Consider the following 15,750-nt stretch of genomic DNA (forward strand, 5'->3'; position numbering starts at 1 on the left):
CGACGTCATGAAGGCGTGCGCAGGTCCGCCATGAGGTCGTCGCCGGACGGCGTCGCGGGCGAGCCGAGCTGGTGCTCGATGACCTCGGCGAGGTTGGCGTCCATGTCGGGCCCGTAGAACTCCTCGGCGAGGCCGAGGTGGCGTCGCATCGCCTCGCGCGCGCCGTCGGGATCGCGGTCGAGGATGTGCTCCAGGATTACGGTGTGCAGGGGCTCGCCGGCCTCCCGCACCTCGCGGTCGCTGAGGCTGCGCAGCATCAGCCCGTAGGTGAGGTCCTGGATCGAGGTGAACATCATGTGGATGACCGGGTTGCCCGAGGCCCTGGCGATGGTCTCGTGGAAGGTGAGGTCGACCCGCGCCCTGGCGTGCACGTCACCGGGCCGGGCGAAGAGCTGGTGGACGCGGAGCAGATCGGTACGGTCCCGCTTGGTGGCGTTGACGGCGGCCAGGCCCGCGGCCTCGGTCTCCAGCATGACGCGCGCCCGCATGAGCTGGCGGGCTGTCACCCCGGCGGCGCGGGCCGCGAGGTACATCGGCCGCATCAGGTTCTCCGCCGTGTAGCGGCGCACGAAGCTGCCGCGCTGCGGCGAGACCTCGATCAGTCCCCGCTCCTGGAGGGTCCGGAGCACCTCCCTGATGACCGGGCGACTGACCGCGAACTCGGTCGCCAGGTCGCGCTCCGACGGCAGCCGCACGCCGGCGGCCCAATGGCCGGTCAGGATCCGGTCCTCCAGGACGGCGATCAGCGCTGCCGGCGTGGTCTTACCACTTTCCGCGGTCATGCTCTCAGGCGACGGCTTCTTTCCGCCATCAGCGGTCATGCCGACCACGGTAGCGGCTCGCCGCCGGTGGCGAGCCGGGTGCCGTGCCAGCACGCCCGCCCGTCCGGACCGAAGAGGTGCAGATCGGTGAGCGGTACGTGGAAGGTCGCGCGCTCGCCGTCACGCGGTCCGGTGCGCGGCGGGACGCGCGCGACGATCGGCCGTCCCACGCGGTCGCGGAGATGCAGGATGCTCTCGTTGCCGAGATTCTCCCGGTACGACACCGTCGCGTCGAGCTCGACGGCCGGTGACCCCGCGTCGGCACGCACATGTACGGACTCCGGCCTGAAGCCGATCTGCACCGAATCGGGCAGGTCGTCCGGCAGTTCCCCGGGCGGCAACCGCCAGAGCAGGTCGCCGCTGGACAGCTGGGCCCCGTCCGCGCCCGCACGCGCGGTGGCGTCGAGCAGGTTCATCCGCGGGCTGCCGAGGAACGTGGCGACGAACACGGTGGCCGGCTGTTCGTAGATCTCGGTCGGGGTGCCGATCTGCGCGAACTCGCCCTCGTTGAGCACCGCGACCCGGTCGCCCATGGTCATGGCCTCGACCTGGTCATGGGTCACGTACAGGACCGTGCCCGCGGTCCGGCGGTGGAACTCGATCAGCTCGGCACGCATCTGCACGCGCAACGCCGCGTCCAGGTTGGACAGCGGCTCGTCCATGAGATAAGCGGCCGGCTCCCGGATCATGGCGCGGCCGAGCGCGACCCGCTGGCGCTGGCCGCCGGAGAGCTGCCCCGGCTTCTTCTTGAGCTGGTCGGCGAGCCCGAGCACGCGGCTGGTGTCGGCGATCCGCTGCCGGATGACGTCCTTCGGCGTGTGGTGGGCCCGAAGCCCGAACGCCAGGTTGCCCTCGACGCTGAGGTGCGGGTAGAGGGCGTAGTCCTGGAAGACCATGCCGATCCCGCGCTCGCCCGGGTGGGCGTGGGTGACGTCACGGCCGCCGACCGTCACCCGCCCGGCGGTGACCGGCTCGATCCCGGCCACGATGCGCATCAGCGTGGACTTCCCGCACCCGGACGGGCCGACGATCACCAGGAACTCCCCATCGCGCACGTGCAGGTCGATGTCGGTGAACAGCACCTGGTTGCCGTAACGCTTGGTGACCCGCTCGATGCGGATACCGTCGGTCATCGCTTGATTCCTCCGAGGGTGAGGCCCGAGACGTAGTAGCGCTGCAGCACGGCGAACAGGGCCAGCGGCGGCAGGATCGACAGCAGCGCGGCGGCGGTCTGCAGGTGGTAGACGATTCCGTGCTCGCCTTCGAACGACGACAGCGCGAGCGGCAGCGTCCACAGCTCCTGCTCGCTGGCCGCGATCAGGGGCCAGATCAGGTTGTCCCACTGGGCGAGGAACTGCAGCAGCAGCACGGTCAGCAGGGCAGGGCGCAGCAGGGGGACCGCGATGAAGAAGAAGATGCGCAGCTCGCCGGCGCCGTCCACCCGCGCGGCGTGCAGCATCTGCGCCGGGATGCCCAGCGCGAACTGGCGAACCAGGAAGACGCCGAGCGCGCTGGCCACGAACGGCGCGATCAGGCCCTGGTAGCTGTTGAGCCAGCCGATCTCGCTGAGCGCCACGAACACCGGGATCATGACGACCGCCGGGGTGAGGGACAGCGCGACGACCACCAGATTGAGCAGGGCCTCCCGGCCGGGGAACCGCAGCCGGGCCAGCGCGTATCCGGCGGCCGCCGAGATCGCCACGTCGAGCACGGAGACCGCCGACGCGATCAGGATGCTGTTCAGCAGGTAGCGCGGGAACCGGCCGTCGGTCATGATCTCGCCGAGGTTGTCGAACAGCGCGAAACCGTGGAAACGCAGCCCGGACAGGTCGCTGTCGTCCGGTGCCGACGCGAGCACGATCATGGAGTAGAGCGGCAGCAGCATCAGCGCCACGAAGCCGAGGAGGGCTACGACGGTGAGCGCGCGGCGGATTCTCATTCCTCGTCACTCCTGATCAGCTTGAACTGGGTGAAGGCGAAGATGAGCAGCACCACGAGCAGGACGATCGCGATCGCCGACGCGTAGCCGAACCGGGAGTAGGCGAACGCGTTGTTGTACAGGTAGAGGGGCAGCACCTGGGTGGCGTTGACCGGCCCGCCCTTGGTCAGCAGGTAGGCGGGGACGAAGGACTGCATGGCTCCCGTGACGGCCACCACGATCACGAAGGTGAAGGTGCGGCGTAGCAGCGGCACGGTGACGAGGAAGAAGGTACGCAGCGCGCGAGCGCCGTCGATGGCGGCGGCCTCGAAGACGTTGGCGGGCAGGGCCTGCAGCCCGGCCACGAAGATGATCACGTAGAGGCCGACGTACTTCCAGATGACCATCACGAGCAGCGCCCAGATGGCGTAGCCGGAGTCGGTGAGCCACGGGCGGGCCCCGACGAGGGTGTCGGCGAGACCGCCGGTCGAGTAGATGACCTGCCACAGCACCGTGGCGCCGACCAGCGGCATCACCGCGGGGATGAAGACCAGGCCGCGCAGCCAGGCCCGCAACCGGCCAGGTTTGGCCAGTGGCACGGCCACGACCAGGGCGATCACGATCGTCGGGCCCACCGCGAAGACCGTGTAGAGCAGGGTCACCCGCACGCTGGCCCAGAACTCGTCGTTCGCCCACATCTGGCGGTAGTTCTCGAGGCCCACCCACTGCGGGGTGCCCGCCAGGTCGTACGAGGTGAAGCTCAGATACAGGGCGGCCAGCGCGGGCAGCGCCCAGAACAGGACGAAGTACACGATCGCCGGGGCGGCGAGGCCCGCGCCCGCGCGGGCCTCGACCGCGGCCACCGTCGAGGGCATGGTGCCCTTCCGCGTCATTTGAGTATCCGCCCCACCGCGTCGTCGAAGGCGACCGCGGCGTCCTTCGCCGGCCGCTGCTTGTGGATCACGGACTCGAGCGCGTCGAGCAGCGCCTTGATGGTCTCCGTCCACTGGGGCAGCACCGGGCCGAAGTCGGTGTACGCGAGCTGCTCCTCGAGCTGCTGGCTGGCCTTGTCGCGGGCGCTGGGCAGCTTCTGCCAGCCAGCCGCGGGGGTGACCAGGCCGGTGGTGGCCAGCTGCTGGTCGACGTTGCCGGAGTTGGTCAGCCAGTTGACGAAATGCCAGGCCGTATACGGATTTTTCGCCTTCTTGGCGACCATCCACCCCCATGAGTAGCCGGAGGCCACCTTCTCCTTGCCCGCCCACGAGGGCACGACGGCGCTGTCGAAGGTCTCGCCCAGCTTGGCCTTGGGGTTGAGCGCCGGGATGAGGCTGGAGGTGAACCGGCCGGACACCAGCATGGCCGAGGTGCCCTTGGCGAACAGGCCGAACGCGCCCACCGGGTCGCTCAGCTTCGGGTCGCCCTGACGGCCGTAGTACTCCAGGGCCTGGATGCCCTCCGGGGTGTTCAGGCCGCCGCGTCCCGAGGCCTCGTCGACGATCCGCCCGCCCAGGCCGTTGATCAGCGGGAGGAAGTTCAGCATCGCCCAGATGTTGTCGGCGAGCTGCCACTGGAGGCCGACCTGGGAGCCCGTGGTGAGCTTCCGGCCGAACTCCTCGGCCTCCTCCCAGGTGGCCGGGGGCTTGTCGGGGTCGAGCCCGGCCTGCTCGAAGCGGTCGCGGCGGTACCACAGGTGGACCGAGTTGAAGTCGATCGGTATCCCGTAGACCTGGTCCTTGTAGGTGAGGGCGGCGAAGGCGTTGGTGTCGAACTTGCTCTTGAGCTCGTCGATGGAGCCCGCCCCGAACTCCGCCGGCGGCAGCGGGGCGACCTGCCCCTTCGAGGCCCGCTCGGCGAGGGTCCAGGCGCCGACCTTGATCAGGTCCGGCGGCGAGCCCGTGGTGAACGCGGTGGAGAGCTTGGTGTCGAGGTTGGCGATCGGGACGTACAGCGGCTTGATCGTCACCTTCGGGAACTGGCGCTGATACTCGGCGATCTTGGCGTTGAAGTACTTGTCGTTCGCCTCCTCATGGTGCATCCAGGCGACGACCGGGCCCTGCGGCCCGGCCTCCTTGGAGCCGACCGGTTCGCCGCCGGAACCGCAGGCGGTGGCCAGCGGGCTCGCCACCCCCAGCAGGGCGGCGGCACGCAGGAGGTCTCGGCGGGGGATAGTACTCATTTGTCCGGTTCCTCTCAGGAGACGGCCGCGAACTCGGTTACCCCCGCGTGGATGGCGTCGGTCATGCGCCGGTGCCAGGCGATGTCGCGCCACATGCCCGCGAACTGGGGGCCGCAGAAGTTGCTGGTGGCCAGCGCCTCCCAGCGGCCGGTGGCGAGCGCGGCGCGTACGCCGACCTCGCACAGTTCCTTGACCCAGCCCCAGTCGCGGCCGGGGCCGTCCTTGTAGTTGACGATCCCCCAGCATTCGGTGGTCACCAGCGGTTTGCCGGCCGACCGCGACCACTCGGCGACCTTTCCGATGTGGTCTGTCAGGCTGCCGGCCCACCGCTGTGGGTCCGTCCGGTACAGGCGCTCGGCCGGTCCCGACAGCGGCTCGTAGGCGCGCGGGTCGAACTGGGAGTTGTGGAGGTCGTATCCGATCTGGGCGTAGAAGTCGGTGGTGGCCTGCGGCGTCATCCACACGTGCGGCTCGATCAGGTCCAGCTCGGAGAGGTCCTCGCCGTCCGCGCCGGTGGTCTCGGTGGCGATGGACAGCGTGTAGCGGTACTGCGGATGGGCCGCACGCAGGGTGCCGATGGCCTCACGGGTCCAGCTCCGCACGACCTCGTCGCCTCGCGACAGGGTCGCGGCGTCCGGGTCGTTGCCGTACAGGAACGGCGCCCACATCGCGAGCGGCCACTCGTTCACCAGGTCGACGAAGTAGACGGCGTCGGCGAGCCCGGCGCTCTCGATCGCCGAGAGCGTGACGTCCCAGACGCCGGCCAGGTCTGCCGCGGTCCGGATCCTCGACCGGATGTCGAGCTCGTCCTTCCTGAACCAGGAGGACAGCGCCACCCGCAGCCCTCGGGCCGCGCAGGCCCGGATGAACTCCAGCAGGCCGGGCAGCACACGTACAGAGACCGGCTCGGTGGCGCCCCACGCCTCGAAGTGCCACACGGGCAGCAGGCGCCAGGTCCGCTCGGGATCGGCCGCCACGAGATGAGGGAAGGCGTCGATGCGCACCGCGTCGTAGCCCCGCTCGACGAGCTCGTCGAGCGCGCGGTCCCAGTCCTGGTAGCCGGCGCCGTCCCAGCGCCGCTCCAGCCAGGAGAAGTCCCACATGGTGATCGCTAAGGGACTGTTGGTCAACGTCATAGCCTCAACATCCGTCCCGACGTTGGTCTTACCAGATTGCAAGAGCTTCCCTGGCCGCTACGGTTCTGTCAAGGCCTTGTGGCCTTCTGGTCTGACCAGATATGGTCCTCGAATCATGAGCACCCGAGCCGTCTGCGGCCTGGAGACCATCCGATGCCTGATTCAGCCCAACGTGCTCCTGATACGGCTGCACACCGACGACGGCCGGACAGGCCTCGGCGAGTCGTTCTTCGGGGCGGAAGCGGTCGAGGCGTACCTGCACGAGACCGTCGCGCCGCTCCTCGTGGGCGCGCCGCTGCCCAGCCCGGAGCGGCTGCGCCGGCTGCTCACCGGTCACGTGGGCTTCCAGGGCAGCGGGGTGGAGACCCGCGGCAACGGGGCGATCGACATGGCCGTGTGGGACCTGCTCGGCAAGGTCGCGGGCCAGCCGGTGGCCACCCTGCTCGGCGGGCCCTACCAGGACAGCCTCCCCGTCTACAACACCTGCGCGGGGCCCTCGTACGTCAAGGACGAGCCGCGCCAGGCCGTGTCCAACTGGGGCCTGGCGGAGACGTCGCCGTACGAGGACCTGCGCGGCTTTCTCGAACGGCCGGGAGAGCTGGCCAAGGAACTGTGGGACGAGGGTCTTCGCGCCATGAAGGTGTGGCCGTTCGACGAGGCGGCCGAGCGCACCGGCGGCATGCGGCTGGAGCAGGCCGACCTGCGTGCCGGCCTGCGGGTGCTCGACGAGATCAAGAACGCCGTCCCTGACATGGACGTCATGGTCGAGCTGCACGGGCTCTGGAGCCTGCACGCCGCGCTCGCCCTGGTCAGAGAGCTCGAGCGGTTCGCCCCGTACTGGATCGAGGACCCACTGCGGTCCGACAGCCACGCCTCCTATGCCACGCTGCAGTCCGCGACCTCCGTGCCGCTCGCCACCGGCGAGACGCTGACCGGGCAGCGCTCGTTCCGCGCGCTGCTGGAGCGCTCGGCGATCCGGGTCGCGATCGTCGACATCGGCTGGACGGGCGGGCTGACCGAGGCCCGCAAGATCGCCGCCCTCGCCGACTCGTACGACCTCCCGTTCGCGCCGCACGACTGCACCGGGCCCGTCTCGTTCGCGGCCTGCGTCCACCTCGCCCTGAGCCAGCCCAACGCGCTGGTGCAGGAGAGCGTGCGCGCGTTCCGCCACACCTGGTACCAGGAGCTGGCGACCGGCCTGCCGCGGGTGGAGAACGGCCGGGTGAGCCTGGACGGGCGGCCCGGCCTGGGCGTCGAGCTCGCCGACGGCCTCACCGAACGTCCCGGCGTGACGACCCGGCTGACGGGGTCCCGGGGATGAAGGCGCTGCGCTGGTACGGGCGCGGCGACGTCCGGCTGGTCGACGTCGACGTACCCAGGCCGGGCCCCGGCGAGGTGCTGATCGCGGTCACGCTCTGCGGCATCTGCGGCAGCGACATCGAGGAGTACGAGGCCGGCCCGATCGTGGTGCCGGTGTCGCCGCACCCGCTGACCGGCCGGGCGGCGCCGCTCACCCTCGGCCACGAGGTCGTCGGCGTGGTGGCGGAACCCGGCGAGGGCGTCACGCTCGCACCCGGCACCCCGGTCGTGCCGGACGTGGTGCTGGGCTGTGGCCGGTGCTGGTGGTGCGCTCGCGGGGAGTACCCGCTGTGCGAGCGCGGGGCCGCGCTCGGGCTGCAGGACGACGGCGGGCTGGCGGAGTACCTGGTGGCGCCGGCTGCTCGCTGCGTCCCGCTGCCCGACGGCATGCCCGCCGATGTCGCCGTTTTCGCCGAGCCCGCGGCGGTCGCCGTGCGCGCGCTGGACAAGGCCGGGGACGTGTCCGGCGCCGTGGTCGCGGTCGTGGGGGCCGGCGCGATCGGACTGCTGGTCGCCCAGGTGGCCAGGTGCCGCGGCGCGGCGGCGATCGTCGCGGTCGATCCGGACCCGGGCCGCCGCGGGCTGGCCGGCTCGTGTGGGCTGGCCGGCGTGGCTCCCGGCGACGCCGCGGACGCCGCCGTTCGCGAGCTGACCGGCGGCCGTGGCGCCGACGTGGTGGTGGAGAGCGCGGGAACGGCCGCCGCGGTGGCGGACGCACTGTCGCTGTGCCGCCGCGGCGGCACCACCGTCCTGCTCGGCGTCACGCCGGAGCCGGCCGCCTTTCCCACGCTGGACGTGGTGCTGGGGGAGAAGCATGTCGTCGGGTCGGCCTCGCACCGGTGGGACACCGACGTGCGCGGCGCGGTCGCCCTGCTGCACAGCGGGCACGTTCGCGTCGATCAGCTGCCCGTGCAGACCGTCCCGCTGCCGGAAGCCGTACGGCGCGGCCTGGCCGGCCCGCCACGCGACCTCCTGAAGACCATCGTCGACGTCGCGAGCGTGCGCGGCTGAGAAACGCCGTCCCCGGAGGTCAGTGCTCGATGCTGGCGTTGAAGTGCGCCAGGCCCTCGGCGAAGGCGGCCAGCTCCCGCGGGGTCCAGTCCTGCAGGACAGCGGCGAGGCCGTCGAGCCGGTACTCGCGCTCGCCGGCGACCCGGCGCACCCCCTCCTCGGTGATGCGCAGCTTGCGTGCCATCCCGCCCTCGGGGTCGGGGATGCGCTCGGCCAGGCCGTCGCGGAGCAGGACGGCGGTCTGCCGGTTGACGGTGGAGGTGTCGAGGCTGAAGGCCTGCGCGAGCTGGCCGATCGACATCGGCCCCTCGGCCTCGAGCCGGCTGAGCAGGATGTAGCTGCTGCCGCGCTCGAGCCGTCGTTCCTTGGGAGGCGCGGCCGCCGCCGCCAGCTCCTTGTAGCGGCCGATGAGCATGAGCTCGCGCTCGATGTGAACGATCTCCTCGCGCACGAGTACCTCCCGACCGTGTCTCGAATATCCCTCTATATAGGGAACTGTAGGATACACGCCATATGCATCGTGCATATCCTCGCGAGATTCGGAGAACTCATGAGTTCGACGCGCGCCGCCCCGCCCAGTGGAGCGATCATCAGTGTCCTGGCGGCGGCGGGCATCACGGTCTCGCTGATGCAGACCCTGATGGTCCCGCTCATCGCCACGCTGCCGACCCTGTTGCACACCACCACCGCCAACTCGTTCTGGGCCATCACCGCGACCCTGCTGGCCGGCGCGGTGGCCATGCCCGTATCGGGACGGCTCGGCGACCTGTACGGCAAGCGCCGCGTCATGGTGGTCAGCGCGCTCCTGCTGGCCGTGGGCTCCCTGGTGTGCGCGCCCGCCAACTCGCTGGCCCCCATGGTGGCCGGCCGTACGCTGCAGGGGCTCGGCATGGGCGTGATCCCGCTGGGCATCGCCATCATGCGTGACGTCCTGCCGCCGCAGCGGCTCGGCTCGGCCATCGGGCTGATGAGCTCCTCGCTGGGCGTGGGCGGCGCGCTCGGCCTGCCCGCCGCCGCGCTCGTCGCCCAGTACGTCAGCTGGCACGCGCTGTTCTGGGGTGCGGCCGGGCTCGGCCTGCTGATGAGCTTCCTGATCCTGCTGATCGTGCCGGAGTCGCCGGTCAAGTCGCCGGGACGCTTCGACTTCGTCGGGGCGGCGGGACTGGCGGCCGGCCTGGTCCTGCTTCTGCTGCCGATCTCCAAGGGCAGCGACTGGGGCTGGACGAGCGGCACCACGCTCGGCATGTTCGCCGCCTCGGCGGTGATCCTGCTGCTGTGGGGATGGTGGGAGCTGCGCAGGCCCGCGCCGCTGATCGACCTGCGCACCAGCGTGCGCCGCCAGGTGCTGATGACCAACCTGGCCTCCATCGTCATCGGCTTCGCCATGTACGCGATGTCGCTGATCACGCCCCAGTTGCTGCAACTGCCCGCGGCCACCGGCTACGGCCTGGGCCGTTCGATGGTCGAGGCCGGCCTGTGGATGGCGCCGGCCGGGCTGATGATGATGGCGATCTCGCCCGTGGCGGCGCGGCTGTCGGGCGCCCGGGGGCCCAAGACGTCCCTGCTGCTCGGCACGGTCATCATCGCCGCCGGCTACCTCCTGGCGCTCGCCCTGATGGGTGAGGCGTGGGGAGTCCTGGTCTTCTCCGCCGTGGTCAGCGCCGGGATCGGCTTCGCCTACGCGGCCATGCCGTCCATCATCATGAGCGCCGTGCCACTCACCGAGACGGCCGCCGCCAACGGCCTCAACAGCCTGATGCGCTCGATCGGCACGTCCTGCGCCAGCGCCGTGCTCGGGGCGGTGCTGGCCAATCTGACGATCAAGCTCGGTCCCGTGACGCTGCCGTCCGAAGCCGGTTTTCGGGCCGGCTTCATCATCGGCGGCGGCGTGGCCCTGGTGGCGGCGCTCATCGTCCTGACCATCCCGGGCCGCCGCGCCGCCGCGCGCCCGGTGTCCTCCGGCGAGCCCGCCGAATCCGGCCGCGAGGTCCCCACGCACTAGGACCGCCACCACCCGGCCTCATGGTGAAGGATCCACGTTGAGGCCGGGTGGTGCGACGGCGGTCAGGCAGCCGACCAGCCGCCGTCCACCGGGACGATCGCGCCGTTGATGAACGAGGCGGCGTCGGAGGCGAGGAAGACGGCGGCGTCGGCCATCTGCTCCGGCTGGGCGATGCGCTCGCCGAGCGAGAGCACAGGGCCGAGCCGGGTGGCGCCGATCGGGTCGAAGGACGTGTTCGTGGCGATGTTGGTCATGGTCGGACCGGGCAGGATGGCGTTGCAGCGGATGCCGTCGTTGGCGTACGCCCAGGCCACGCTGCGGGTGAGACCGACCACGCCGTGCTTGGACGCGGTGTAGGCGGCACCGGCGGCGCCGCCGCGGATCCCGGCCTCCGACGCGGTGTTGACGATCGCCCCGCCGCCCTGGCTCAGCATGTGCGGCAGGACCGCGTGCGTGACCAGGAAGGTGCCGGTCAGATTGACCCGCAGCACCCGCTCCCACAGCTCGAGGGGGATGTCGGCGGGCAGCGCCATGGTGTCCATGATCCCGGCGTTGTTGCACAGCACGTCGATGCGCCCGTATGCGCTGATCGCGGCCTCGGCCAGCGCCGCGACCGAGGTCTCGTCGGCGATGTCGGCGGACACGGCGACGGCCACGTCCCCGAGGGCGGCGGCGGTCTGCTCGGCGCTTTCCGGATTGACGTCACAGGCCACGACGCGGGCGCCCGCCTTGGCGAACGCCACGGCCATCGCCCGGCCGATCCCGGACCCCGCTCCGGTGACCAGGGCCACCTTGCTGTCAAAGGTGCTCAAGAGTCCGTCCTTCCAATCAGCGGGTGCCGAGCCCCGTCCATCTGCGGCGCAACAACCGGACAAGATTGTCCGGTTGCTACCATAACCGCTGTGCCGGACTCCCGTCGACCGAACAGAGGACCGAGCGCCGCCGCGGAAAACCGGGCGGCGCTGATAGCGGCGGCTCGCGAGGTCTTCGCCAGCGCCGGATACAACGCGCCGCTCAGCATGGTCGCCCGCGCGGCGGGGGTCGGCCAGGGCAGCCTGTACCGGCACTTCCCCGACCGCGTCAGCCTCGCGCTGGCCGTGTTCGAGGACGGCGTCACCCAGCTGGAGGCGCTGGCCGCCGAGCCCGGCACCACCCTCGACGACGTGCTGGCCCTGATCACCGAGCAGACCATCGCCTCGACCGCGTTCATCGACATGGTCACCATGCCCCCGATCGACCCCGACCCCCGCATCCTCGAGGTGCGCGATCGCGTGGCGGACCTTCTGACGGGCATGCTCCCCGACGCCCGGCGCGCGGGAGCCGTCCGCGATGACGTCACGGCCGACGATCTGGTGCTGGTCGTCGGCATGCTCGCCGGGGCTCTCGCCAAGGCACCGGCGCCCCGCCGGCGCGAGGTCGCCGGTCGGGTGTGGGCGCTGCTCCGCAAAGGCATGGAGCCCTGAGGCCGGTCCTCGGCTAGCATCCGCTGCGGAGGCCGGCATCAGCAGAACGGTGGTGACCGATGACAAGCGTGCGGCGCCGATACGTGGACACCTGGTTAGGCCAGATGCACCTCGCCGAATGCGGGAGCGGCCCGCCGGTGCTGTTCCTGCACCAGACCCCGCGGTCGTGGACCGAGTACATCCGCGTGCTGCCGATCGCGGGCGGCCACGCGCACGCCATGGCGCTGGACACGCTCGGCTTCGGGCAGTCGGCCCGCACCGGCGAGTTCAGCATCGAGCGCTTCGCCGACGGCGTCGAGGCGGTGCTCGACGCGCTCGGCCTCTCCCAGGTCGCCCTGGTCGGTCACCACACGGGCGCAGTGATCGCTCTGGAGGTGGCGGCCCGCGACCCGTCGCGGCTGTCGGCGCTGGTGCTCTCGGCGATGCCGCACGTCACGCCCGGACGCCGGGAACGGATGCGCGGGCGGCCCCCGGTCGATCACGTCCAGCCGGCACCCGACGGCGCTCACGTCACCGAGCTGTGGCGTCAGCGGCGCGGCTTCTACGACGCCGGCCAGGAGGCCGACCTCACCCGGTTCGTGATCGACGCCCTGCAGGTCGTGGACCGGCTCCAGGACGGTCACGCCGCCGTGAACGCGTACGAGATGGCGTCGCGGCTGCCGCTCGTGCGCACTCCCACCCTGCTGGTGTGCGGCGCGGACGACGCGTACTCGCTGCCTGACCAGCCGGCCCTGGCGGAGGCGCTGGGATGCGAGCTGAAGGTGATCGGCGGTGCCGGCGTCTGCCTGCCCGAGCAGCGCCCCGACGCGTTCACCGAGGCCGTGCTGTCGTTCGTCGCGCCCGGGAAAGGCTCAACGTAGAGGCCACAGCGGGTGACGGCCGCGGCGCCGACGCCGTATTCCGAGCGCTCCTGGCGTCGGCCCCGCGTCTGACGGTCTCTACAGGACGGTCCGGGCCGGGGACAGGAAGTCGCGCACGAGCCGGTCGTAGCGGGCGCGATCCACGTTCCACGCCTCGGTGTGCTCACCCTGCGCGAACGGCTCGAACTGGATCTTCCAGCCCAGGCGCCTGCCGGTGGCGACGAGGTCGCGCGCCTCCTGGATCGGGTGGTCGGTGTCGGGAACGGTGTGGATCAGCAAGAGGGGCGGCCTGATCTTCGGCGGGTGGCGGATCAGGCTGAGCCGGTCCGTATCGACCCCGGTACGCCACTCGATGACCTGGTTCGACAGCCCCGCCACGAAGGCGGGCAGATGGAAGTTCTTGGCGCCCTGTTCCGCGGTCATCCGCACGTCGATCATGGGCGCGTCCATGATGACGCGGTCGACCAGGTTCGCGAGCGATGACCTGCCCAGGAACTGCCCGACGATCTGGCCGCCCATCGAGGTGCCGTACAGGATGAACCGCCGCGCCCCCATCGTCCGTGCCTGGCGCAAGGCGGCCTCCAGGTCGCGCCACTCCGTGTCGCCCAGGTGCAGCAGCCCGTCGGGCGAGGAAGGCGCCCCTTCGTCGTTGCGGTAGCTGATGTCCAGGAAGGGCAGCCCGAGCCGGTGCACGACGGGCAGAATCTTCAACTCCGCCTTGCGCCGCCCGTTCTGCCCGTGAACGGCGACGACCCAGGTGGCGCCCTTGCCGGGCACGTACCAGGCGGGCGCGGGTCCGAGCTCCGTGGGGACCATGATCTCGGTGTAGCCGATCCCCCAGGCGACCTCGGGATCGCCGGGCGGAACATTGCCGAAGTAGCCGGGAGTGCCCACAGAAGGGGTCAGACCTCGCAGCACCTTGCGCGTCACCCGGCCCGGAGCGCGGGACATGACGTCGCCGAGCATCGAGTACGCGCCGCTCCACTCCAGCCAGTACGTGCCAGGCTTGCCGGACTCCGGCGTCTGCTCCAGCGTCACCAGATCACCCTGCACGGTGAGCACCCTGGTGTTGCTCGTGCCGTAGTGCACAACCTCGATCGCCTGCTCACTACCGAACCAGGCCCCGGATCCCGTCGCCGCGACCAGGATGATGAGGACCGCCACGCCCGCGACCCAGGCCCTCCGCTTCCAGCGGGGCCGCCGCTCACTCCCGGATGCCATCGAAGATCCTCCGCGCCGTACGCTCACACAACCCGCGAAACCTGTCTTCCTCCAGGCCGATGCGGCCACCGAGGTAGAGCTGCACGAGCCCTTGGATGGACGACGTCAGCGCCAGCGTCACCTCCAGCGGATCGTCCTCGCGCACCAGCCCCTCGCGCATGCCCTCCTCGACCAGCACGACGAGCATGCTGAACGGCGACCCGCCGCCTTCGAAGTCGTCGGGGAAGCGCCGAGCCCGCTGGCGGCGCTCGGTCATGAGGAACCCGTACAGATGCGGCCGCCCCAGGGCGAAGTCCAGAAAGTCCTCCATGAGGCCGAGCGCCCGGTCCTCCCAGGAGCCGGTCGTGACCCGGATTCCCCACCCTTCAGCCAGTTCGCGGAAGGCCCGCTCGGCCACCGCATCGAGAAGCGCCTGGCGACTCGAATAGTGCTTGTAGGTGGCCATCGGGGACACGCCGACCATGTCGGCCACCCGCCGCATGGTCACTGCCCCAGCGCCCTCGCTCACGAGAATGGTCTGCGCCGCGACCGCGATCTTCTCCGCTGTGTTCGAAGTGCTCACGGTGTACACCGTAAACCATCGAGGCGTACAACGTACACCTGACAGCAGCGGTGGACCGGGAATCCGCCACAGCACCACGGCAGGCCGACGACAGTCCGGCTTGACGCTTCAAAATCTACTCATGGCTGGACCGGTCGGCGTGGCAGGAGACCGCGATCCGCCGGATGGCGGCGGCCGCGTCCGGTGCTACTACGCCGGCGCTCCCTTGGCGTGGGCGCGCCCGGTGAAGCGGGCGGCGTCGATGACCGCGCGTTCGTGGGTGCCGGTGCTGATCACGTCGCGCCCGTCGTCGGCGGCCACCTCGAACCGCAGCCGTCGCCCCTCCACCTCGGTCAGCCGCACGCGGCAGGTCACCTCGAGGCCGGGCGGCGTGGGCGCCGCGTGGCTGAGGTCGACGTGCGTGCCGACCGTCTGCTCGCGCGGCCAGTCCAGGTACGGCACGACGGCCTGGATGCACGTCCACTCGATCAGCCCGACCAGGAACCCGGTGGCGAAGACCGGCGGCATGACCGCGAACTCCGGCGACTCCGGATAGAGCGCCGCGACGATCTTGCTCTCCGGCACGCGGAACCTGAACGTGTGCTCCAGGCCCGGCTTCAACTCATGCATGGTCGGCTCCGATCATCCTGGCCGCCACCTGCTTGGCCCTGCGCATCGCCGTACGATCCCCGTCGACCACCACCCGGGCGTTGGCCCCGTCGATGAGCAGGAGCAGCCCGAAGCCGACCTCCTCCGGCCGCGGCAGACCGGCCTCCGCCGCCAGGCGGGTCAGCGTCGAGCGCAGCCAGTCCTTGTAGGCCGAGATGACCTCGCGCGCGGGATGCCCCGCATCCGGTAGCTCCACCGCGGCGTTGGTGAACGGGCAGCCGCGGAACGCCTCGTGTCCGTGCCCCTCCGCGAGCCAGTCGAAGACCGCCAGCAGCCGCTCCGCCCCGCCGCTCGCGCACTGCTGGAGGAACGCGGTCATGGCCGCCTGCCGCGCGGCCCGCCGCCGATCCAGCACGGCCGCGACCAGCTGCTCCTTGGAGCCGAACTGGGCGTACAGCGTGGGCTTGGACACCTGGGCACGGGCCACCAGCGTGTCGACGCCGGTCGCACGGATGCCCTCGGCGTAGAAGACCTCGGTGGCCACCTCCAGCAGCCGCTCCCCGGCGGCGCTGAGTTCGCGTTGATCGCTCACGCCACGATACTGACAGGTCAGTAAAGGTACGGCAAGAGCTC

The 15,750-nt window shown here is 70.9% G+C and carries 17 protein-coding genes; 5 read left to right on the forward strand and 12 right to left on the reverse strand.

The annotated features are described in order from the left end of the window. Positions 1-5 precede the first annotated feature (5 nt). Genes ACQPWU_RS22095 through ACQPWU_RS22120 form a run of 6 tightly spaced genes read right to left on the reverse strand, consistent with a single transcriptional unit; the run spans position 6 to position 6,051 of the window. The gene (locus ACQPWU_RS22095) at positions 6-821 is read right to left on the reverse strand and encodes a FadR/GntR family transcriptional regulator (protein ID WP_433442909.1); all 816 of its coding nucleotides are present in this window, start codon (positions 819-821) and stop codon (positions 6-8) included. Continuing rightward, complete coding sequence (locus tag ACQPWU_RS22100) at positions 818-1,954, reverse strand: ABC transporter ATP-binding protein (protein ID WP_433442911.1); 1,137 nt, start codon at positions 1,952-1,954, stop codon at positions 818-820. The genes ACQPWU_RS22095 and ACQPWU_RS22100 overlap by 4 nt, the downstream gene beginning before the upstream one ends. Further along, the gene (locus ACQPWU_RS22105; protein ID WP_433442913.1) at positions 1,951-2,760 is read right to left on the reverse strand and encodes a carbohydrate ABC transporter permease; all 810 of its coding nucleotides are present in this window, start codon (positions 2,758-2,760) and stop codon (positions 1,951-1,953) included. The genes ACQPWU_RS22100 and ACQPWU_RS22105 overlap by 4 nt, the downstream gene beginning before the upstream one ends. Next, entirely contained in the window at positions 2,757-3,632 is an 876-nt protein-coding gene (locus ACQPWU_RS22110) for a carbohydrate ABC transporter permease (RefSeq protein ID WP_433442915.1), read from the reverse strand. The genes ACQPWU_RS22105 and ACQPWU_RS22110 overlap by 4 nt, the downstream gene beginning before the upstream one ends. Then, positions 3,629-4,915, reverse strand: a complete 1,287-nt coding sequence (locus tag ACQPWU_RS22115) for an extracellular solute-binding protein (protein ID WP_433442917.1) — start codon at positions 4,913-4,915, stop codon at positions 3,629-3,631. The genes ACQPWU_RS22110 and ACQPWU_RS22115 overlap by 4 nt, the downstream gene beginning before the upstream one ends. A 14-nt stretch (positions 4,916-4,929) precedes the next feature. Continuing rightward, on the reverse strand, positions 4,930-6,051 hold the full coding sequence (locus tag ACQPWU_RS22120; protein WP_433442919.1) for a cellulase-like family protein: 1,122 nt from the start codon (positions 6,049-6,051) through the stop codon (positions 4,930-4,932). A gap of 115 nt (positions 6,052-6,166) precedes the next feature. Between ACQPWU_RS22120 and ACQPWU_RS22125 the strand changes: the two genes are divergently transcribed. Both ACQPWU_RS22125 and ACQPWU_RS22130 read left to right on the forward strand, forming a co-directional pair. Next, positions 6,167-7,372 carry a mandelate racemase/muconate lactonizing enzyme family protein gene (locus tag ACQPWU_RS22125; RefSeq protein ID WP_433442921.1) on the forward strand — a complete coding sequence of 402 codons (1,206 nt, stop codon included), beginning with the start codon at positions 6,167-6,169 and terminating at the stop codon, positions 7,370-7,372. Beyond that, a complete protein-coding gene (locus tag ACQPWU_RS22130) occupies positions 7,369-8,421 on the forward strand; it encodes an alcohol dehydrogenase catalytic domain-containing protein (protein ID WP_433442923.1) in 1,053 nt (350 codons plus the stop codon). Before ACQPWU_RS22125 ends, ACQPWU_RS22130 begins: the two co-directional genes overlap by 4 nt. A 19-nt stretch (positions 8,422-8,440) precedes the next feature. Here ACQPWU_RS22130 and ACQPWU_RS22135 read toward each other — a convergent pair whose 3' ends face one another. After that, on the reverse strand, positions 8,441-8,872 hold the full coding sequence (locus ACQPWU_RS22135; protein ID WP_433442925.1) for a MarR family winged helix-turn-helix transcriptional regulator: 432 nt from the start codon (positions 8,870-8,872) through the stop codon (positions 8,441-8,443). Between the two features lie 99 nt (positions 8,873-8,971). Here ACQPWU_RS22135 and ACQPWU_RS22140 point away from each other — a divergent pair, with 99 nt between their 5' ends. Then, positions 8,972-10,423 carry an MFS transporter gene (locus tag ACQPWU_RS22140; protein WP_433442927.1) on the forward strand — a complete coding sequence of 484 codons (1,452 nt, stop codon included), beginning with the start codon at positions 8,972-8,974 and terminating at the stop codon, positions 10,421-10,423. A gap of 62 nt (positions 10,424-10,485) precedes the next feature. Here the strand turns inward: ACQPWU_RS22140 and ACQPWU_RS22145 are convergent, their stop codons facing one another. Next, on the reverse strand, positions 10,486-11,235 hold the full coding sequence (locus ACQPWU_RS22145) for an SDR family NAD(P)-dependent oxidoreductase (RefSeq protein ID WP_360713933.1): 750 nt from the start codon (positions 11,233-11,235) through the stop codon (positions 10,486-10,488). A gap of 90 nt (positions 11,236-11,325) precedes the next feature. On the opposite strand from ACQPWU_RS22145, the gene ACQPWU_RS22150 reads away from it, so the two are divergent. Together ACQPWU_RS22150 and ACQPWU_RS22155 are read left to right on the forward strand one after the other, a co-directional pair. Continuing rightward, the gene (locus tag ACQPWU_RS22150; RefSeq protein ID WP_433442930.1) at positions 11,326-11,886 is read left to right on the forward strand and encodes a TetR family transcriptional regulator; all 561 of its coding nucleotides are present in this window, start codon (positions 11,326-11,328) and stop codon (positions 11,884-11,886) included. 59 nt (positions 11,887-11,945) lie between these two features. Continuing rightward, entirely contained in the window at positions 11,946-12,746 is an 801-nt protein-coding gene (locus ACQPWU_RS22155) for an alpha/beta fold hydrolase (protein WP_433442932.1), read from the forward strand. Between the two features lie 78 nt (positions 12,747-12,824). Here ACQPWU_RS22155 and ACQPWU_RS22160 read toward each other — a convergent pair whose 3' ends face one another. From ACQPWU_RS22160 to ACQPWU_RS22175, 4 genes are all read right to left on the reverse strand, one after another. Continuing rightward, the gene (locus ACQPWU_RS22160; protein ID WP_433442934.1) at positions 12,825-13,967 is read right to left on the reverse strand and encodes an alpha/beta hydrolase family protein; all 1,143 of its coding nucleotides are present in this window, start codon (positions 13,965-13,967) and stop codon (positions 12,825-12,827) included. Further along, positions 13,951-14,529, reverse strand: coding sequence for a TetR/AcrR family transcriptional regulator (locus ACQPWU_RS22165; RefSeq protein ID WP_433442936.1), 579 nt, complete (start codon positions 14,527-14,529; stop codon positions 13,951-13,953). Before ACQPWU_RS22165 ends, ACQPWU_RS22160 begins: the two co-directional genes overlap by 17 nt. A gap of 189 nt (positions 14,530-14,718) precedes the next feature. Continuing rightward, the gene (locus ACQPWU_RS22170) at positions 14,719-15,138 is read right to left on the reverse strand and encodes a thioesterase family protein (RefSeq protein ID WP_433442938.1); all 420 of its coding nucleotides are present in this window, start codon (positions 15,136-15,138) and stop codon (positions 14,719-14,721) included. Then, positions 15,131-15,709, reverse strand: coding sequence for a TetR/AcrR family transcriptional regulator (locus ACQPWU_RS22175; RefSeq protein ID WP_433442940.1), 579 nt, complete (start codon positions 15,707-15,709; stop codon positions 15,131-15,133). Before ACQPWU_RS22175 ends, ACQPWU_RS22170 begins: the two co-directional genes overlap by 8 nt. Positions 15,710-15,750 lie beyond the last annotated feature (41 nt).

Origin of the sequence: Nonomuraea sp. CA-141351, from assembly GCF_050944675.1 — a bacterium.
Classification (GTDB): Bacteria; Actinomycetota; Actinomycetes; order Streptosporangiales; family Streptosporangiaceae; genus Nonomuraea.